This window comes from Xanthomonas hyacinthi (genome assembly GCF_009769165.1).
Classification (GTDB): Bacteria; Pseudomonadota; Gammaproteobacteria; order Xanthomonadales; family Xanthomonadaceae; genus Xanthomonas_A; species Xanthomonas_A hyacinthi.
Genome location: NZ_CP043476.1, coordinates 322,937 through 342,173, shown reverse-complemented (window position 1 = coordinate 342,173; position 19,237 = coordinate 322,937). Strand labels below are relative to the sequence as shown.

The 19,237-nt window shown below is 72.4% G+C and carries 15 protein-coding genes; 4 read left to right on the top strand and 11 right to left on the bottom strand.

The window, feature by feature from the left end:
- Nucleotides 1–35: 35 nt before the first annotated feature.
- Genes FZ025_RS01605 through FZ025_RS01580 form a run of 6 tightly spaced genes read right to left on the bottom strand, consistent with a single transcriptional unit; the run spans nt 36 to nt 6,393 of the window.
- Nucleotides 36–941, bottom strand: coding sequence for an HlyD family secretion protein (locus FZ025_RS01605; protein WP_104558816.1), 906 nt, complete (start codon nt 939–941; stop codon nt 36–38).
- On the bottom strand, nt 938–1,705 hold the full coding sequence (locus tag FZ025_RS01600) for an ABC transporter ATP-binding protein (RefSeq protein WP_104558815.1): 768 nt from the start codon (nt 1,703–1,705) through the stop codon (nt 938–940). Before FZ025_RS01600 ends, FZ025_RS01605 begins: the two co-directional genes overlap by 4 nt.
- Nucleotides 1,702–2,835 (bottom strand): FtsX-like permease family protein, encoded by a 1,134-nt coding sequence (locus FZ025_RS01595; protein WP_046977686.1) that lies wholly within the window; start codon nt 2,833–2,835, stop codon nt 1,702–1,704. The genes FZ025_RS01600 and FZ025_RS01595 overlap by 4 nt, the downstream gene beginning before the upstream one ends.
- Entirely contained in the window at nt 2,835–4,271 is a 1,437-nt protein-coding gene (locus FZ025_RS01590; RefSeq protein ID WP_046977685.1) for an efflux transporter outer membrane subunit, read from the bottom strand. Before FZ025_RS01590 ends, FZ025_RS01595 begins: the two co-directional genes overlap by 1 nt.
- Complete coding sequence (locus FZ025_RS01585; protein ID WP_244292436.1) at nt 4,268–5,689, bottom strand: sensor histidine kinase; 1,422 nt, start codon at nt 5,687–5,689, stop codon at nt 4,268–4,270. The genes FZ025_RS01590 and FZ025_RS01585 overlap by 4 nt, the downstream gene beginning before the upstream one ends.
- Nucleotides 5,686–6,393, bottom strand: a complete 708-nt coding sequence (locus FZ025_RS01580; RefSeq protein WP_046977684.1) for a response regulator — start codon at nt 6,391–6,393, stop codon at nt 5,686–5,688. The genes FZ025_RS01585 and FZ025_RS01580 overlap by 4 nt, the downstream gene beginning before the upstream one ends.
- 284 nt (nt 6,394–6,677) lie before the next feature.
- Here FZ025_RS01580 and FZ025_RS01575 point away from each other — a divergent pair, with 284 nt between their 5' ends.
- Entirely contained in the window at nt 6,678–7,346 is a 669-nt protein-coding gene (locus FZ025_RS01575; RefSeq protein WP_046977683.1) for a hypothetical protein, read from the top strand.
- 345 nt (nt 7,347–7,691) lie between these two features.
- Here FZ025_RS01575 and FZ025_RS01570 read toward each other — a convergent pair whose 3' ends face one another.
- The 4 genes from FZ025_RS01570 to ptsP all read right to left on the bottom strand — a co-directional run bounded on the left by FZ025_RS01570 (nt 7,692) and on the right by ptsP (nt 14,345).
- Nucleotides 7,692–8,957, bottom strand: a complete 1,266-nt coding sequence (locus FZ025_RS01570) for a carbohydrate porin (protein ID WP_046977682.1) — start codon at nt 8,955–8,957, stop codon at nt 7,692–7,694.
- Between the two features lie 93 nt (nt 8,958–9,050).
- On the bottom strand, nt 9,051–10,778 hold the full coding sequence (locus FZ025_RS01565) for a PTS fructose transporter subunit IIC (RefSeq protein ID WP_046977681.1): 1,728 nt from the start codon (nt 10,776–10,778) through the stop codon (nt 9,051–9,053).
- A gap of 97 nt (nt 10,779–10,875) precedes the next feature.
- Complete coding sequence (pfkB, locus tag FZ025_RS01560) at nt 10,876–11,829, bottom strand: 1-phosphofructokinase (protein ID WP_046977680.1); 954 nt, start codon at nt 11,827–11,829, stop codon at nt 10,876–10,878.
- Nucleotides 11,826–14,345, bottom strand: coding sequence for a phosphoenolpyruvate--protein phosphotransferase (ptsP, locus tag FZ025_RS01555; RefSeq protein WP_046977679.1), 2,520 nt, complete (start codon nt 14,343–14,345; stop codon nt 11,826–11,828). The genes pfkB and ptsP overlap by 4 nt, the downstream gene beginning before the upstream one ends.
- Before the next feature lie 158 nt (nt 14,346–14,503).
- Here ptsP and FZ025_RS01550 point away from each other — a divergent pair, with 158 nt between their 5' ends.
- The gene (locus FZ025_RS01550; protein ID WP_046977678.1) at nt 14,504–15,484 is read left to right on the top strand and encodes a LacI family DNA-binding transcriptional regulator; all 981 of its coding nucleotides are present in this window, start codon (nt 14,504–14,506) and stop codon (nt 15,482–15,484) included.
- Between the two features lie 46 nt (nt 15,485–15,530).
- Here the strand turns inward: FZ025_RS01550 and FZ025_RS01545 are convergent, their stop codons facing one another.
- A complete protein-coding gene (locus tag FZ025_RS01545) occupies nt 15,531–15,854 on the bottom strand; it encodes a hypothetical protein (protein ID WP_046977677.1) in 324 nt (107 codons plus the stop codon).
- A 297-nt stretch (nt 15,855–16,151) separates the two neighbouring features.
- On the opposite strand from FZ025_RS01545, the gene FZ025_RS01540 reads away from it, so the two are divergent.
- The gene (locus FZ025_RS01540; RefSeq protein ID WP_046977676.1) at nt 16,152–17,444 is read left to right on the top strand and encodes a nucleotide sugar dehydrogenase; all 1,293 of its coding nucleotides are present in this window, start codon (nt 16,152–16,154) and stop codon (nt 17,442–17,444) included.
- Nucleotides 17,445–17,570: 126 nt separating this feature from the next.
- A complete protein-coding gene (locus FZ025_RS01535) occupies nt 17,571–19,196 on the top strand; it encodes an FMN-binding glutamate synthase family protein (RefSeq protein WP_104558813.1) in 1,626 nt (541 codons plus the stop codon).
- Nucleotides 19,197–19,237 lie beyond the last annotated feature (41 nt).

Below are 19,237 nucleotides of genomic sequence, written 5' to 3'. Positions count from 1 at the left end.
GCAGCGTGGCGGACAGGCGTTTCAGCAGCCTTTCGTCAGCGTTGCGCCACGGAAGGGTTGCGGAAGCGCACCAGCACGCGCTGGCCCAGGCGCAGCGCCGAGGGCTGCCGGAACGCCAGCACGCAGGCCACGCTGCGGTCGTTGCCGGTGCTGGCGCCATCCGCGTCGTCGTGCAACTGCGCCGGGCCGAACGCCGGCGCCAGCCAGCGCACCACCGCGGTGCCCAGCGTGGTCTGGCGGCCGTCGTCGCTGATTACCTCGGCCTGCATGCCGGGGCGCACCGCGGCGGCGTAGCTTTCGTTCAATTCGGCGCGGACCAGGCGCGGCGCGTCCGGCAGCAGGGTCAGCAGCGGGGTGGTGCCGCCATCGCTGCGCGCGCCGACCGCGGCCGCCAGTTGCAGCACGCGGCCGTCGGCGGGCGCATATAGGCGGTACTGGTCGCGTTGCAGTTGCGATTGATGCACCTGCTCGGCCGCCAGCGCGGCGTCGCTGCGTGCGGCTTGCAGCGCGTCGGCCAGGGTCTGGCTGGCGTCGCCGGCATCGTCGGCGCTCTGGCCGTCGCCGGCACCGATCCGCGCCGCCTCGGCCAGCCGCCGCTGGCGCTGCTGCGCGTGCGCCAGCCGCTGCTGCAGCTGGCGCACGTGCGCGCTGGTGGCCTGCGCGCGGGTCTGCGCGATGTCCAGGTCCAGCGCCGCGGTGCGGTCGTCGGCTTCGATCAGCAGCGCGCCGCGGCGCACCGCGTCGCCTTCGTGCACCGCCACCCGCTGCAGGGTTGCGGCCACCGGCAGGCTCAGCCGCAGCAGGCCGCCTTCCACGTCGATGCGGCCGCGCGCCACCGCCAGGTAGGCCGGCGCCGCGCTGGTCGCGGGCGCGGCCTGCGGCGGCCGCGCGCAGGCGACCAGCAGCAGGCCCAGCAGGGGAGCGGCGAGCAACGCTTTCATGGTGCGGACATCCGGGGCGAAGAGGGGGGCGGGGGCGGGGGCGCCAGGCGGCGGTCGTCGAGGATGCGGCCGTCCTCCATCGACAGCACGCGGTCGGCATGGCGGATCAGACGCGGGTCGTGGCTGACGCACAGCACCATGGTGTTGTGGCGGCGCGCGATGCGGTGCAGCAGGTCGATCACGATCTGGCCGTTGCCGGCGTCCAGCGCGCTGGTCGGCTCGTCGGCGAACAGCAGCGCCGGGTGTTTGGCCAGCGCGCGCGCGATCGCCACGCGCTGCTTCTCGCCGCCGGACAGCTCGGCCGGGCGCAGCTGCTGGCGGTGGGCGATGCCGACCTCGGCCAGCGCCGCTTCGGCGCGCGCGCGCACCTCGGCCGCGGCCAGTCCCATGTACTGCAGCGGCAGCCGCACCTGGTCCAGCGCGCTCAGCGCCGGGAACAGGTTGAAGCCCTGGAAGATGAAGCCGGTATGGCGCAGGCGGAAGCGCTCCAGCGCGCTCGTGTCGAGCGTACCCAGGTCTTCGCCCAGCGCCTGCACCCGGCCGCGGTCGGCGCGCTGCAGGCCGCTGAGGATCGACAGCAGGGTGCTCTTGCCGCAGCCCGAGGGCCCGGAGATCAGGGTCAGTTCGCCGGGCCACACCTGCAGCGTCACCTCGCGCAGCACGTCGGTGCGCAGCTTGCCGGAGACGAAGCTCTTGCACAGGCCGCTGCCGTGCAGCGCGGCCACGGAGGGTTCCAGCGCGGCGGGGACGACGGCCCGGTTCATCGCAGCAGCAGCGCCGGATCGGCGCGGCGCAGTCCACGCAGCGCGGCCAGCGCCGAGAGCAGGGTCAGCAGCATCACCGCGACCACGCACGCCGCCCAGCCGTTGCCATCGAAGGCCACCGGCACGTCGTGCGCGCGGGCCAGCGCCACCAGCGCGGCGCCGAGCGCGCTGGCGCCGAGCAGGCCGAGCGCGCCGACCCAGGCGGCCTGCTCCAGCACCACCCAGCGCAGCGCGCGCATGCTCACGCCCAGGGCGTTGAGCGTGGCGTACTCGCGCGCCGCGCCGAGCACCGTGGCCAGCAGGGTCTGGCTGGTGATCGTCACGCCGACCAGCAGTACGATGCCGCCGAGGAACAGCACGCCGGAACCGGCGCCGGTGTCGAACATCCAGAACAGGATGCTGCGGCGGGCGAACTGCGCCGCGCTCCAGGCCTCGATGCGGGCCGGCGCGGTCGTGCCGGCGAGGCCGCGCGCCAGCGCCGCGGCGTCGCTGCCGGGGCGCAGCCGCGCGACCATGTAGGTTGGCCAGTCGGGGTGCACGGCATCGGTGTTCAAGGCGCGCGCGGTTTCCAGCGAAGCCAGCACATTGACTCCGCCCAGCGCGCGCAGGCCGCGGCCGATCCCGATCACCCGCACCCGGTGGCCGTTGATGCGCGCGCTGCGGCCGATGCCGACGCCGAGCTTGTCCAGTTCGGCGCGGTCCACCACCACCGTGTCCGGTTCGCGCAGCGCCGCGCGCAGGGCGGGGCTCAGCAGCCGCGCGAACATCAGCCCGTCGGCGCGGGTGTCGATGCCGGACACGTAGATCGACACCGCGCCGCTGTCGCCGGGGCCGCGCCAGTCGCCGTCGAACCACACGAACGGTTCGACCTGCAGCACGCGCGGGTCCAGGTACAGCGACGTCGCCGCGTCCGGATCGATCGGGCGGCCCTGGTCCACGCTCTGCGTGCCCGGGTAGCCCAGCCACAGGTCGGCGGCGGAGCCGGACACGTAGACGCTGGCGCTGCCGAAGATGCCCAGCACCAGCGCGGTCTGCAGCAGCAGCAACAGGCTGGCGAAGCCGACCGAGACCACCACCGGCAGGAAGCGGCGCCATTCGTGGCGCAGGGTCTGGCGGGCCAGCGCGACCATCAGGGCGCCGCGCCTGCCGCGCCCGTCTCGGTGCCGGCGGTCTGTGTGTCGGCGCTGCCCAGCGCGGTCTGTAGCGCGATGTAGTCGAGGTCGCGTTGGCGCTGCGCCTCCAGCAGCTCCAGCGCGGCCTGGTCGCGCGCGGCCTGCTGGGTGGCGACGTCCAACTCGCTGCCCAGGCCGAGTCTGCGCCGCGCCTGCGCTGCGTCGGCGGCCTGCTGCAGCGCCTGCACTGCCTGCTGCTGCGCCAGCGCGCGCTGGCGCTGCTGTTCCAGCGCGGTCAGCGCGTTCTGCACTTCGGCCACCGCGTCCAGCACGCATTGGCGATAGGCCAGCGTCGCCGCCTGCAGCAGATCGCCGCGCGCCTGCGCCTGGGCTTGGCGCAGGCCCCAGTCGAACAGCGGGATGTCGATCAGCGGACCCAGCGAGGCGATCTCGTGCGGAGTGGCGGTGCGGCGGTGCGAGAGCAGGTTGGTGGACCAGTGGATGGCGCCGCCCAGGCCGATGCTCGGGTAGCGGTCGGCGCGGGCGATGCCCAGTTCGCCGGCCGCGCTCAGCACCTGCGCCTCGCGTGCGGCGATGTCCGGACGGCGCCGCAGCAGGTCGGCGGGCACCGCGTCGAGCGCGCCGATCTGCAGGCCCGGCGCCGTTGCGCCGGGCATGGTGGCTGCCGCGGTGGTGGCGCCCCAGGCCGGGTCCGGCGTGCTGCGTGCCAGCAGTACCGCCAGCTGTTGCGCGGCCGCGGCGGCGGCCGTGCGCGGTTCGCCCAGCGCGGCCTGCGCTTGCGATTGCGCGGCCTGCGCCTGCGCCGCCGCCGCCGGCGGCGCCAGGCGCAGGCCGACCAGGGCCGCGCTCAGTGTCGCCTGCCGCTGGCGCGCCTGCGCGATGCGTTGCAGCAGCTGTTCGGCCTGTTGCGCATGGCGCAGTTCGATCCAGTTGCGCGCCACGTCGGCGACGGTGGCGGTGCGCACCTGTTCCAGGCTCGCCTGCGCGGCCTGCAGCTCGCCGCGGCTCAGGCGGCGCGCGGCCTCGCCACGCCCGAACAGCGGCAGTTCCCATTCCGCGTCGAAGCCGGCGACCAGGAACGAGGCGCTGGCGTCGGGGTCGATCGGCTCCTCGGTGCGCGCATGCAGCTGCGGTTTCAGCCTGGCCGTGGCGACGCGGTCCATGCGCCGTGCCGCGCGCAGCCTGGCCAGCGCCTGCGCCACGTCGAGATCGTCGCGCAGCGCCTGCGCGACCAGGGCATCGAGTTGCGGATCGTGGAAATCCTGCCACCAGGCGCTGCCGGCCGGCCGCGGCGCGGCCGCGGCCGGCAGCGCGGTCCATTGCGGCGGTAGCGGCTGCGCCAGCTCGGGCAGCGGCGTGCTGACGCAGCCGGCCAGCGCCGCGGCGCTCAGCAGTGCGAGGCCGGCCAACCGGGATGCGCGGCGCCGGCTCATGCGGGCGGCGCCGCGCTGGCCGGCAGATCCAGCTCCACGCGCAGGCCGCCCAGCGCCGAGCGCTGGTAGCGCAGCGTGGCGTGGTGGCGTGCGGCGATGCTGGCGACGATCGCCAGGCCCAGCCCGGTGCCGCCCTCGGGCGCATCCGGGGCGCGGAAGAAGCGCTCGCCCAGCCGCGGCAGCAAGGCCTCGTCCAGCCCTGCGCCGGCATCGTCGATCGCCAGCCGCAGGTGCTGCGGTAGCCGGCGCAGGCTCACCGTGACCATGCTGCCGGCGGCGTGCTTGAAGGCGTTGTCGAGCAGGTTGTCGAGCAGTTCGCGCAGCGACCAGGCATCGGCGGCGATCCAGGCCGGGCCGTCTTCGTCGTCGTCGTAGCCCAGGTCGACCCCGGCTTGCAGCGCGTCGGGAATGCGCTCGGCCAGCGCCTGCGGCAGCCACGCGGCCAGGTCCAGCGGCAGCAGCGGGCGGATGTTCTCGCGCGGCGCCTGCGCGCGGGTCAGCGCCAGCAATTGGGTGGAGCTGCGGATCGCGCGGTCGGTCAGCTGGCGGATGTGCTGCAGCGCCTGCGCGGTGTCCTGCGCGCGGGTGCTGGCCTGGGCGCGCTGCACGTGCATGCTCAGCCCGGCCAGCGGCGTGCGCAGCTGGTGCGCGGCGTCGGCGACGAAGCGCTCCTGCAGCGCCATCAGCTGCTTGAGCCGGCCGAGCAGGCCGTCGATGGCCTGGGTCAGCGGCAGCACCTCGATCGGGATGTCCGGGCCGGACACCGGGCTGAGGTCGCGCTGGCTGTCGTCGAGCCGGCGCACCGCCGGTTGCAGCAGGCGCAGGCCCACGCGCACCCCATGCCAGACCAGCGCCAGCAGCGAGCAGGTCAGCAGCAGTTCGGTCGGCAGCATCAGCATCAGGATTTCGCGCGCGCGGCGGTGGCGGTCGTCCAGGGTCTCGGCCACCGAGATCGTCAGGCGGTCGTTGGCCTCCCACGCCGACGGCACGATCAGGCTGGCCACGCGCACCGGGGTGCCGTCGGCCATGCGCTCGTCGCGCAGCAGCACCCGGCCGAGCATGGCCGGGGCGGCGTGCGCCGGGATCGGCTGCGCGCTGTTGCTGATCACGCCGTGGTCGCGGCTGCGCACTTCGAAGAACACGCGGCCGTCGCTGCTGTATTCGAGCAGGCGCCGCGCCTGCAGCGGCAGCGGCAGGCTGGCGCCGGCATCGTTGACCGCCTTGGCCAGGCCCAGCGTGTCCTCCTTCAGGTCCATGTCGTGGACATGATTGGCGTACTTGAGCATCAGCAGATAGAACAGCGCCGAGACCACCAGCATCAGCAGCACGGTCGGGATCAGCAGGAACGCCAGCAGGCGCCGGCGCAGGCTGGGATGGGCGTGGGCGCCCGCCGCCGCGGCTGCCACGGCCGCGCTCACGATGCGTGCGGGTCGCGGGCGGCGGCGGTTTCCGCGGCGCGGGATTGTTCCAGCAGGTAGCCCAGGCCGCGGATGGTGCGGATGCCGACCCCGGAGCCGTGCAGCTTGCGGCGCAGGCGGTGCATGGAGATGTCCAGGCCGTTGTCGGTGATCTCGTGCTGCCAGTCGCATAGCGCATCGGTGAGCTGGCCGCGGCTGACCACGCGCCCGCTGCGCAGCAGCAGCGTTTCCAGCAGCGCGAACTCGCGCGCGGTCAGTTCCAGCGGCGCGTCCTGCAGCCACACCCGGCGCCCGGCCAGGTTGATCCGCAACTGGCCCAGGGCCAGCTCGGGGATGCCGCCGCTGCTGCGCCGGCGCAGCAGGGCGCGGGTGCGGGCCAGGAACTCGGACAGCTCGAACGGCTTGATCAGGTAGTCGTCGGCGCCCTCGTCGAGGGCGCGGATGCGGTCTTCCACGCCGTCGCGCGCGGTCACCACCAGCACCGCCACCTCGTCGCGGCGCTCGCGTACGCGCTGCAGCACCTGCAGGCCATCGCGCCGCGGCAGGCCCAGGTCCAGCACCAGCAGATGGTAGGACTCGGCGCTGAGCGCGCGCTCGGCGGCGGCGCCGTCGTTGACGTGGTCCACCACGTGCCCGCACTCGGCGAGCGAGTCGCGCAACGCAACGGCAATGGACGTATCGTCTTCGGCAACCAGGATGCGCATGGCGCGAGATGCTTGCAACGTGGATGTTGGAAAACCGTCGTAATCGGCGCTGGCGAGGCCGTTACGATGGGATCCGTTTATGTAGCGGCGGTGACGGTTGCGCGGCAAGCGCGCCGCGGCCGTCGCCGAACCGGTGCGACCGGCCTGCGTGTCGGCGGCTTCCCCCGGTCATCCCGCGGCGGCACCTGCCGTCGCGCAAGCCCGCCCATCGACGCGCGCAGGCGTTGAAAGCAGGCCCGGAAGCGCGCAAGCTCCCGATCTGCTTCGCGGCCAGGGGATTGGCAATGCGCGGGATGCTGTTCTGTCTGGTTGCCGTTGCGGCGGCGACGTTTTCCTCCGCGGCGGCCGCTCAGGCGACCACACGGCAATGCGGCGCAGTGGAGGAAGCGGGTCCGGCGTGCCTGCTGGCGCGCAAGCCGCTGCCGGCGTTGCCGGCCGAAGCGGTGTTCTGGCATCTCGATCGCTTTGCGTCGAAGCAGTCCGCCGAGGCTGCCGCCAGCCCGACCAGCGTGGTCGTGGAGGCATTCGGCTCGATCTGGCTATTCACCCTCGCGCAGGCCGCATGGCAGTCCAAGGGAGGCGAGCACGTGTCCACGGTCGGTCCGCTTGCGGTGACGCCGGCGTCGACCTATGCGGCCGAATATCTGCGCTCGGTCTTCACCCCGGGGACGACGGCGCCGTTGCATGTCCATTCCGGCCCGGAGGCCTTCTTCGCGGTCAGCGGCGACACCTGCCTGGAGACGCCCGCCGGCGTCCAGATCGGGCGCGGACCCGGCAACAGCCTGACGATCGAGGCGGGACCGCCGATGCTGCTGATGGCGATCGGCACGGTGCCGCGGCAAGGCTTTGCGCTCATCCTCCACGACGCCGACCGGCCGGCGACGACCTTGACCCAGGCCTGGCAGCCGCAAGGGCTATGCGCGCGGCAGCTTGCGGCGGATGGGAGCCCCTAGCCAGCCATCGATTGTCGGCGCGTGTCGGGGAATTCTGACGGCACGACACGGCATCGGCCGATCGCGCCGGCGCGCGGCCACAGGCATCCTGTGCTTGCCGGCAACGTCATCGCTCCCGCGCCAGGGATGCGCGCTTGCACGGAATCGAACGGATCTCGATTCGCCGGCTACCTGATTTCGTTCCCGCATGCGCCGACGGACTGGTGCATCTGTATGCGAGCGGAGTGACACGGACCGAACGCACGACGCCCCGGCCTGCCGGGGCGTCGTGCGTTTGGGTGCCTACTACCGTCGGCATCCGCTCAGGCGCGACGAATGCCGAATCCCCAATCCCGAATCCCGGCTCTACAACGCCCAATCCACGCGCATGCCGGCGACCAACGCATTCGGCAGGTCGCGGGTGCGCGCAGGCTCGTTGAACTGGTCCGGGTGCACGATGTAGTGCAGGTTCGGCGCGATGCGCAGCTGCGGGGTGACCTGGATGCCGTAGCTCAGCTCCATCATGTATTGCGCGCTGTGCGGGGTGCCGCTGCCGCCGGCCGCGGCGCGGGCCAGGCGCAGGTCTTGCAGCGCGTCGTCGCTGTAGCGCTGCTGGGTGACCACGAGGGCGATGTTGTCCTGGTCGCGGCTGGCGAAGGTGCCGCGCTGGACCAGGCCCAGCTCCAGGAAGTGGTCCTCGATCAGCTGCCCGGAGGTGCCCTTGAGCACCGAGCCGAACAGCACCAGCCCGCGCGCGCTGTCGGCATCGGGGCGGGTGACCTGCTGTTCGAAGCGGAAGAACGCGCCGGAGCGGCCGTTGCGGGTGGCGTAGTCCAGGCCGCTGAGCCGCGCCGGGGTGCCGTTGCGGTCGGTCAGCGGGTCGGTGTAGTCGGAATTGTCCTGCCAGCCGCCCAGTTCGTACATGGCCGGGAAGCGCACGCTGGCCGCCTCGGTCTTGTAGCCGACCGCGTAGGGCGCGATCACCCCGGTGCGGTCGTGGGTGCTCCAGTTCAGGCCGTGCTCGCCGTCCTCGGCCTGGGTCGGATTGACCTCGTAGGCGCCGACGTGCACGTACACGGTCGGGGTCACCCAGGCCTTGGCGTGCGCGGCCCAGCTGGACACCGGCCAGTAGGTGAAGTTGCTGGTGCGGAACACGAAGGTCGGGTTGCCGCAGGCCGAGTTGCCCTGAAAGTAGCCGCACAGGTCCGAGCCGAGGAAATGGATGTTGGCCACGCTGCGTCCGGCCTCCAGTTCCAGGCGGTCGTCGAACAGCTTCTGCTCGATGGTGAAGTTGGCCAGGCGCGTGCCCTGGCCGCCGTAGATTTCCTGCACCGAGGTGCTGTTGCCGATGTCGCTGTTGGCCAGGTTGGTGCCGTGGCGGTTGATCGCATAGACCTTCAGCGTGGCGCCGTTCCAGCCCATCAGCCGCTGCAGGTCGACGTCGCTGCCGAGCATCAGCTGGCCGGCGTAGGCGCTGCCCTGTTCCTTGCCGCCGTCCAGCGAGACCGCGGCTTCGCCGGTGTAGGCGAGCTTGAGCTTGAACGCGTCGCTGGCGTCCTGGGCATGGGCCAGCGGCGCCAGGGCGAGCGCCAGGGCGGTGAGCGACAGGCGCCGGGTGAGGGGGAGGGACATGGCAGGGACTCCTGGGGTGTGATGGAGGCCGGCGCGCCGCCGCGGGCGACGGGGGGAGGGGACATCGCCCCCGGCGGCGCGCCGGCGCAGGACTTATTCGGCGACCGGCTTCTTCAGCACGCGCAGGGCCAGTGCGGTCAGCACGGTGCCGGCGAGCAGCGCGATCAGGTACATGCCCAGATGGGTCACCGCATTGGGGATCGGCAGCACGAACACGCCGCCGTGCGGCACCTTCAGTTCGGCGCCGGCGGCCATCGAGATCGCGCCGGCCAGCGCCGAACCCAGCATCAGCGCCGGGATGGTGCGCAGCGGGTCGCGCGCCGCATACGGGATCGCGCCTTCGGTGACGAAGGCCAGGCCGAGCACGCCGGTAGCGGCGCTGGTGCCGCGCTCTTCGCGGGTGAAGCGGTTGCGGAACACCCAGGTCGCCAGCGCGATGCCCAGCGGCGGGGTCATGCCGGCGACCATCGCCGCGGCCATCGGCGTATACACCTGGCTGGCGATCAGGCCGGTCGAAAACGCATAGGCGGCCTTGTTGACCGGCCCGCCCATGTCGAAGGCCATCATCGCGCCCAGCAGCAGGCCCAGCAGCACCGCGCTGCTGCCCTGCATGCCGCGCAACCAGTCGGTGAGCCAGGCCAGCGCTTCGGCGACCGGCTGGCCGACCACGTACAGCATGGTCAGGCCGACCAGCAAGGTGCCCAGCACCGGCAGGATCAGCACCGGCTTCAGCCCTTCCAGGGTGCGCGGCAGCTTGATCGCGCGGTTCAACGCGGCCACGCCGTAGCCGGCGATGAAGCCGGCGAAGATGCCGCCGATGAAGCCGGCGCCGAGGTTGGCCGCGACCATGCCGCCGATCATGCCCGGGGCGATGCCGGGGCGGTCGGCGATGGAGTAGGCGATGTAGCCGGCCAGCGCCGGCACCATCAGGGTGAAGCCGGCCTTGGCGCCGATCTGGAACAGCGACCAGGCCAGGGTGCCCTTGTGCGCGTCGTCGAAGGCGTAGATGCCGCCCAGCGCGAACGCCAGCGCGATCAGCAGGCCGCCGGCGGTGACGAACGGCAGCATGAACGACACGCCGGTCATCAGGTGCTTGTACGGACCGGCCGACTTGCCGCGTTCGCTGCTCGCCGGCGCCGCGCCGTTGCCGCTGGCCGCGTGCACGCCGGCTTCGGCCAGCGCTTTGCGGATCAGCCCGGGGCCGTCGTTGATCGCCGGCTTGGTGCCGCTCGTGTACAGGCGCTTGCCGCCGAAGCGGGACAGGTCCACTTCGCGGTCGGCGGCGATCAGCACCAGGTCGGCGTCGGCGATTTCGGCGTCGCTGAGCGTGTCCTGCGCACCGACCGAGCCCTGCGTTTCGACCCGGATCCGGTGGCCCAGGGTCTTGGCCGCCTGCTGCAGGCCTTCGGCGGCCATGAAGGTGTGGGCGATGCCGGTGGGGCAGGAGGTGACCGCGACGATGCGCTTGACGCCGTCCGCCGGCGCGGCGGTGGTGGCGGGCGTCGCCGGCGCGGCGTTGGCTGCAGTCAGCAATGGCGCGAGCACGCTGCTGGCATCGTCGAGCACCGCGTCCAGGCTGGCGCGCAGCGGCGCGACGCCGGCGAAGCGGGCGCTGTCGGCATCGCCGTCGCCGACCAGCAGCAGCGGATAGGCGTTGCCGGCCGCGGCCAGATCCAGCGGTGCGATCACGCCCTGCGGCGTACGCACCTCGGCGTGCAGCACCGCGCCGCGCGCGCTGGCCGCATGGCGCAAGGCTTCGGCGGCGAGGACGGCTTCGGTGCTGCGCTCGCCGGCGACGATCACCACGAAGATAGGATTCATGCTTGCTCCCGATGGACGCAGGGGGACGCCGCGCGCGAGGGCGGCGACGTGCGGTTCGACAACATGCAGTTCGAGGGCATGGGGTTCGGCGAGGGGTTCATTGCAGCGACTCGATGCGCACCGCGGCGGCGATGCCGTCGACCTGGTCGCGCGGCAGCCGGCGTGCGGCGCCGCTGCCGAGCGTGGCTACGGCGAAGGCGGTGGCCTGGCGCGCGCAGGTCGCCAGGTCGGCCTCGGCCAGCAGCGCGGCGACCAGGCCGGCGACCATCGCATCGCCGGCGCCGACGCTGCTGCCGCCGGCCAGCTGCGGCGGGTGCGCCAGCAGCGCCTGCTCGCCGCGCACGAACAGCGCACCGTCGCTGCCCAGCGACACCACCACCAGGGCGATGCCGCTGGCCAGCAGCGCGCGCGCGGCCGCCATTACCTCGGCGGTGTCGTGCAGCGGCGTGCCGGCCCAGTCTTCCAGTTCGTGGCGATTGGGCTTGATCGCGAACGGCAGCTGCGCGCGCGGGGCGGCCAACGCTGCGCGCAGCGGTGCGCCGCTGGTGTCCAGCAGCACCCGCGCGCCGGCGGCGGCCGCCTGCGCCTGCAGCACGCGCCAGCTATCGTCGGCCAGGCCGGCCGGCAGGCTGCCGGTCAGCACCACCGGCAGGCCCGGGCGCAGCAGTTCGGCCAGGCGCGCGCCGACCGCGTGCAGCTCGGCCGCGGCCAGCGGCAGGCCGGGCAGGTTGATGTCGGTGGTGGCGCCGCTGTCGGCGGCGACCAGCTTGAGGTTGGTGCGGGTGTCGCCGGGCACGCGCAGGCAGCGGTCGTCGATGCCGCGCGCGGCGAACAGGGTCTCGAACAGGTGCGCGTTGCCGGCGCCGAGCACGCCGAGCGCGGCGCTGGCGATGCCGGCGTCGGCCAGGCAGGCGGCGACATTGATGCCCTTGCCGCCGGCGATGGCGTGCGCACTGCTGGCGCGATGCACCTGGCCGGGCTGCAGCCGGTCGATCGCCACGGTCAGGTCGAGCGCCGGGTTCAAGGTCACGCTGACCGCCTGCACGCTCATGCGCCGGCTCCGTCCAGCGCCCGCACGTCGGCCGCGCTCTCGCAGTCCAGCGCCCGCTGCGCCAGCGCCTGCAGCGCGTCCAGGCGGCTGCCGCGCAGGCGCGCCTTCACCGCCGGCACGTCGTTGGGGGTCATCGACAGTTCGTGCACGCCCAGCCCGGTCAGCAGCGCCGCGCCGAACGCATCGCCGGCCAGGCCGCCGCACACGCCGACCCAGCGGCCGTGGCGCGCCGCGCCCTCGACCGTGGTGCGGATCAGGCGCAGCACCGCCGGGTGCAGGCTGTCGGCCTCGGCGGCCAGGTCCGGGTTCTGCCGGTCGATCGCCAGCGTGTACTGGGTCAGGTCGTTGGTGCCGATCGAGAAGAAGTCGGCATGCCGCGCCAGCGCGTCGGCCTGGATCGCCGCGGCCGGCACTTCGATCATGATCCCCAGCGGCACCTCGGGCGCGTCCAGCTCCGCGCGCAGGCGCTCGCACTCGGCGCGCAGCGCGAGGATCTCCGCCGCCGAGGTGATCATCGGGAACATGATCGCCAGCTTGGCACCGTCCCTGGCCGCGCGGTACAGCGCGCGCAGCTGCGGCTGCAGCAGGTCGGCGCGGCGCAGCAGCAGGCGCGCGCCGCGCACGCCGAGGAACGGGTTGTCCTCGCGCGGCAGGTTCAGGTGCGCGACCTGCTTGTCGCCGCCGATGTCCAGCGCGCGCACGATCAGCGAACGTCCGTCCAGCGCCTTGGCCATCGCCATGTAGGTGTCGTATTGCTCGTCTTCGCTCGGCGTGCTGCCGCGCTCCAGGAACAGGTATTCGGTGCGCATCAGGCCCACGCTCTCGGCGCCCTGCGCCAGCGCCAGCGGCACCTGCTCGGGCAGGTTGACGTTGGCGCCGATCTCCACGCGATGGCCGTCCTGGGTCTGCGCCGGCTGGTTGCGCTGCTCGGCCTCGCGCTCGCGCAGCTGGCGCTGTTCCTCGATGTAGGCGCGCGCCGAGGCCAGGTCGGCGTCCGACGGCGCCAGGTACAGGCGGCCGCTGCTGCCGTCGACGATGACGGTGGCGCCGTCGTCCAGGTCGAGCAGGTCGGCGCCGCCGGCGACCAGCGCCGGCAGGCCCAGGGTGCGCGACAGGATCGCGGTATGCGAGGTCGGCCCGCCCAGCGCGGTGGCCAGGCCGAGCACGCGGCGGGTGTCCAGGTGCGCGGTGTCCGACGGCGACAGGTCGCTGGCGAGCAGGATGCAGGGGCGCTCGGGCAGGTGTTCCAGGCTGCCGCTGGCCAGGCTCGGATCGATCTGGGTCAGCACCCGGCGGCCGACGTCGCGCAGGTCGCTGGCGCGCCCGGCCAGCACCGCGTTGCCCAGCGCCGACAGCTTGTTGGCCATGCGCTCGACCGCCTGCTGCCAGGACCAGGCCACGCCGTGGCCTTCGACCATCAGCTGGCAGGCCAGGGTGATCAGGTCGGTGTCGTTGAGCAGTTCGGCCTGGGCGCGGAAGATCGCCGCGTCGCCGGCACCGAGCCGGCGCCGGGTGTCGTCCTCGATCGCCTGCAGTTGCTGGCGGGTGCGCAGCAGCGCGTCGTGCAGCAGCGCGCCGCCGTCGCTGAGCGGCACCGGCGCATCCGCCACCGGACCGTCGTTGCCGGCCAGCTTGTGCACCACGCCGATCGCCAGGCCGGGGCTGGCGCCGATGCCGACGATGGCCGGCTGCGCCTGCGGCGGGGTCCAGCCGGCGACCGGTGCGGCGCGACGCTGCGCCGCGGCCTGCGCGTCGGCTTTTTCCTGTGCGGTCAGGCCGTCGATGACGCTGCGCAGCCGCGCCAGCGCGGCGGCGGCGTCCTGGCCCTCGGCCGAGATGGTCACCGTGTCGCCGGCATGCAGGCCCAGCTGCAGCAGCGATACCAGGTTCTTGGCATCGCCGATCTGCTCGCCGGCGCGCACCTGGATCCGTGCCGCGAAGCCGCGCGCGGTCTCCACCCAGCGCGTGGCCGGACGCGCATGCAGGCCGGTGGGGTAGGCCACGGTCCAGTCGAAGCGCTCGCCGAGGTCGGCGACCAGCTTCCCGCTTGCCGCAGCGACCGCATCCTGGCTGAGCGCGTCGACGATCGCCTGCGGGTCGTCGCTGGCGAACAGCGCGTCCAGCCGCGGCTGGTCCTGGATCAGCCGGGTCAGGCGCCGCAGCAAGGCGATGTGGGTGTCGGACTGGGCGGCGATGGCGACCACCAGGTGGGTGGTCTGGCCGGGATTCCACTCCACGCCGTCGCGGATCTGCAGCACCGCGATGCCGTCGCGCTGGACCAGGTGGCGATCGTCGCCGGTGCAGTGCGGGATCGCCACGCCATGGCCGAGGAAGGTGTTGGCCAGGGCCTCGCGGCGCAGCATGCTGGCCGCGTAGGCCGGCGGCACGCAGCCGGCGGCGACCAGCAGTTGCGCGGCCTGGGCGATGGCGTCGGCCTTGTCGCGGGCCTGGACGTTGACGCGGACCAGTTCGCTGGCGACCAATACGGGGGGATTCGTCTGGGTCACGCGGGGCATCCTTCGAGGGTCTGGGGCGGCGAGTGGGCGCAGTGTGGGAACGTTCCCACTTCCGCGTCAATGTGCGCTGCACAATTTATTCGGGAAATGCTGGTGCTACTATCGAGTCCGGCCACTTGGAAGGGGGTTGTAGTGGGAATTTTGCGGGAACGTTGCCAGTGACGATCAGCATCCACGACGTGGCGCGGGTGGCCGGGGTCTCGACCTCGACCGTGTCGCGGGCGCTGGGCCAGGGTCCGGTCAGCGAGGACGTGCGGGCGCGGGTCGAGGCGGCGGTGCGCGAGACCGGCTACCGGCCCAACCTGATGGCGCGGCGGCTGCGTTCGCAGCATTCGGGGATCGTCGGGCTGATCGTGGCCGACATCCGCAACCCGTTCTTCACCGCGGCGATCGGCGCGGTCGAGGAGGTGGCCTACCGCGCCGGCATGCGCGTGATCCTGTGCAATACCGATGAGGATCCGCAGCGCGAGGCGCTATACCTGCAACTGATGCAGGAGGAGCGGGTCAGCGGCCTGATCTTCGCGCCGACCCGCACCACCCAGAGCCAGCTGCCCAAGTTGAACTTCGACTACCCGGTGGTGCTGCTCGACCGCGCCGGCAAGGCGGGGGTGCACGACAGCGTGGTGCTGGACAACGCCGCGGCGATGGCGAGCTTGATCGAGCATCTGGCCGAGCGCGGTTTGCGGCGCATCGGCGGGCTGTTCGGCAAGACCAGCAGCACCGCCGCCGAGCGCCGCGACGGCTATCTGGCGGCGATGCAGGCGCACGGCCTGGCGCCGGACTACCGCGAGGTGGCGCCGAGCGCGGAGGCGGCGAGCGCCGAAGTGCAGGCGTGGCTGGCGCAACCCGAGCGCCCCGAAGCGCTGGTGGCCAGCAACAGCCTGTTGCTGATGGGCGCGCTGAAGGCCGCGCGCGGCGCCGGACTGCGCATTCCGCAGGATCTGGCGCTGGCCGGGTTCGACAACGAGAGCTGGACCGACCTGGTCGAGCCGGGCATCACCGTGATCGAACAGCCGGTGGAAGACATGGGCCGCACCGCGATGTCATTGCTGCTGGAACGGCTGAATGCGCCGACCCTGCCGATGCGCAAGGTGGTGCTGAGCGGTCGCTGCATCGTGCGCGGGTCGAGCCTGCGCTGAATGCGTGGCGCTGTCGGGGGGCGACGCTGTATGCCTGTCTCCAGGGTCAGGCGGGAGCGGGGGCTGGATCGGGCTGGGTATCGCGCCGCTCCGAACCGTCGAGCCTGGCCCAGCAGGCCAGCACCAAGGCCTCGGCATCGTTCCAGGCGATGCGCGGCCACGGGTGTTCGGTGTCGTAGCGCTGGCGCAGGCGCTGCATGCGCACGGCGTTGGTCTCGCGCGGCAGCTGCAGGAAAATGTCGCAGGCCATCTTGATCAAACGCGCATGCTCGCTGAAGGACTGCGGCCCCAGCTTGCCTTCCCCGTGCAGCATCTTCCAATGCGCCAGTTCGGCTTCGACATCCACGAGCAGGCACGGAGCGTGGCTCACGGCGAGATCTCCTGTAGTTGGAGGGTATTGCGGGATTGCGCGGAGGCGCTTCGCCAGGATAGGGCGTGCGGCGTAAAGGCCAGGTCACATCCGCGTCGCGGCGGTGGCAAGAACCGCGACAGGCTGGCGCCAGGCGGCGCGCTGCGCCGACGACGGGACCCCCAGGTGAAGGCAATGCCGCTTGGAGCGCGCTGCCGCGCCGCTTACCATGAATGTGGGTCCGCGCCGCGGACATCCGCACTTCGCGATCACCCGCGCCGACGGTTCACGCCGCCGCGGCGCCCTGAAAGGAACGGCATGCCCGTCGCTATCGTGTTCGATCCCGCGCAACTGCGCATCGGCGTCATCGGCCTGGGCTATGTCGGCTTGCCGCTGGCGGTGGCGTTCGGCGCACGCTACGACACGCTCGGCTATGACATCGACGCGCAGCGCGTGGCGCAGCTGCGCGACGGCCACGACCAGACCCTGGAAATGGAGCCGGACGAACTGCGCGCCGGCGTGCACCTGCGCTACAGCGACGATGCGGCCGCATTGCGCGACCGCAACGTCTATGTCGTCACCGTGCCGACCCCGATCGACGCCTACGAACAGCCCGACCTGCAACCGCTGCGCCAGGCCAGCGAGCTGCTCGCCGGCGTGCTCAAGCGCGGCGACCTGGTGATCTACGAATCCACGGTGTATCCGGGCACCACCGAAGAGGTGTGCGTGCCGCTGCTGGAGCAGGGCTCGGGGCTGCGTTTCAACGCAGACTTCCACTGCGGCTACAGCCCGGAGCGGGTCAATCCGGGCGACCGCCAGCGGCGCCTGGCCGACATCCGCAAGATCACCTCCGGCTCCAGCGCCGCGGCCGCCGCCGCGGTCGATGCGCTGTACGCGGGCATCATCGGCGCCGGCACCTGGCGCGCGCCGTCGATCCGCGTGGCCGAGGCGGCGAAGGTGGTGGAGAACATCCAGCGCGACGTCAACATCGCCCTGGTCAACGAGCTGGCGCTGATCTTCGACCGCCTCGGCATCGATACCCAGGACGTGCTGGAAGCGGCCGGCACCAAGTGGAACTTCCTGCCGTTCCGGCCCGGGCTGGTCGGCGGCCACTGCATCGGCGTGGATCCGTACTACCTGCTGCACAAGTCCGAGAGCATGGGCTACCACCCGGACCTGATCCACACCGCGCGCCAGGTCAACAACCGGGTCGGCGCGCACGTCGCCGCGCGGGTGCAGGCGCTGCTGGCGGCCAAGGGCGTGGACATGACCGCAGCCACGATCCTGGTGCTCGGCGTCACTTTCAAGGAGAACTGCCCGGATCTGCGCAACAGCCGCGCGCTGGAGCTGGTGCAGGCGCTGGCCGCCAGCGGCGCGCAGGTCGATGCCTGCGACCCGTGGGCCGCGCCGCAGCTGGCGCGCGCGCATGGCGATGTGGAACTGCTGCCGGCGCCGGTGCCCGGCCGCTACGACGCGGTGGTGCTGGCGGTGGCGCACGACGAGTACCGCGGCTTCGATGCCGCGCAGATCCGTGCGCTGGGCACGCCGAACCTGGTGGTCTACGACGTCAAGTCGGTATGGCCGCGCGCCGCGGTGGACGACCGGCTGTAACGCAACGCGGCGGAGGCTGTGCACCGCCAAGCTGTACGCCGCCCAAGCGGGCAGCGGCGCGCCCCACCGCCGCCGCGGCCCATCAGCGCCTACACTTCCCGGCTTCCGATTCTCGCGAGGAACGCGATGCACCGCTACCTAGCCTATGTCGCCAGCTGTGTGCTGCTGGCGCTGTCCATCGCCCTGTGCGCGCTCTGGCCGTTGTGGGGCTGGGGCGTGGCCGCCTTCGCGATCCTGGCCCTGCTCGGCACCTGGGACCTGCTGCAGACGCGCAGCACGCTGCGCCGCAATTATCCGATCCTGGCGCACTTCCGCTACGGGCTGGAATCGGTCGGCCCGGAGATGCGCCAGTATTTCCTGCAGAGCGACACCGAGGAGGCGCCGTTCTCGCGCCAGCAGCGCGCCCTGATCTACCAGCGCGCCAAGAACGTCATGGATGTGGTGCCGTTCGGCACCCTGCGCAGCGCCTACGCCCCCGACTACGAGTGGATCAACCACTCGCTGGCGACCAGCGAGATCGCCCATCACGATTTCCGCGTGACCATCGGCGCCGACTGCGCGCAGCCGTATTCGGCCAGCGTGTTCAACATCTCGGCGATGAGCTTCGGCGCGCTGTCGGCCAACGCGATCCGCGCGCTCAACGAAGGCGCGCGCCGCGGCGGCTTCTACCACGATACCGGCGAAGGCTCGATCTCGCCCTACCACCGCGAATGCGGCGGCGACCTGGTGTGGGAGATCGGCTCGGGCTACTTCGGCTGCCGCGATGCGGACGGACGCTTCAGCGAGGAGCGCTTCGTCGCCAACGCCAGCCTGGCGCAGGTCAAGATGATCGAGGTCAAGCTCTCGCAGGGCGCCAAGCCCGGCCATGGCGGGGTGCTGCCGGCGGCCAAGGTCAGCGCCGAGATCGCCGCCACCCGCGGCGTGGCGATGGGCCAGGACTGCGTGTCGCCGTCGCGGCATTCGGCGTTCTCCACGCCGCTGCAACTGCTGCAGTTCGTGGCCCGGCTGCGCGCGCTGTCCGGCGGCAAGCCGAGCGGGTTCAAGCTGGCGATCGGGCATCCGTGGGAGTGGCTCGCGATCGCCAAGGCGATGCAGGAAAGCGGGCTGTACCCGGATTTCATCGTCATCGACGGCGCCGAAGGCGGCACCGGCGCGGCGCCGGCCGAATTCATCGACCACGTCGGCGTGCCGATGCACGAGGCGCTGTTGCTGGTGCACAACACCCTGGTCGGGCTGGACATCCGCGAGCGGATCAAGCTCGGCGCGGCCGGCAAGATCACCAGCGCGTTCGACATCGCGCGCACCCTGGCGCTGGGCGCGGACTGGTGCAACGCCGGGCGCGGCTTCATGTTCGCGCTGGGCTGCATCCAGTCGCTGAGCTGCCACAGCGACCGCTGCCCGACCGGCATCGCCACCCAGGACCAGCGCCGCTGGAGGCATCTGGATCCCACCGGCAAGGCGGTACGCGTGGAGCACTACCACGCCAACACGCTGCGCGCGCTGCGCGAACTGCTCAGCGCCGCCGGCCTGGCGGATCCGGCGCAATTGGGGCCGGAGCACATCCTGCGGCGCGTCTCGCAGGTGGAGATCCGTTCGCTGGCCTCGCTGTACCGCTACCTGGAACCGGGCGAACTGCTGCGCGACGGCGTGCCCGACCACGCGGTGTTCCAGGAATACTGGGCCGATGCGCGCAGCGATTCGTTCCAGCCGCCGACGCGGATCCGCAGCCTGCGCGACAGCAAGTCGCGATGAAGCCGGGACCGGGGACCGGGGGACTCGGGACTCGGGACTCG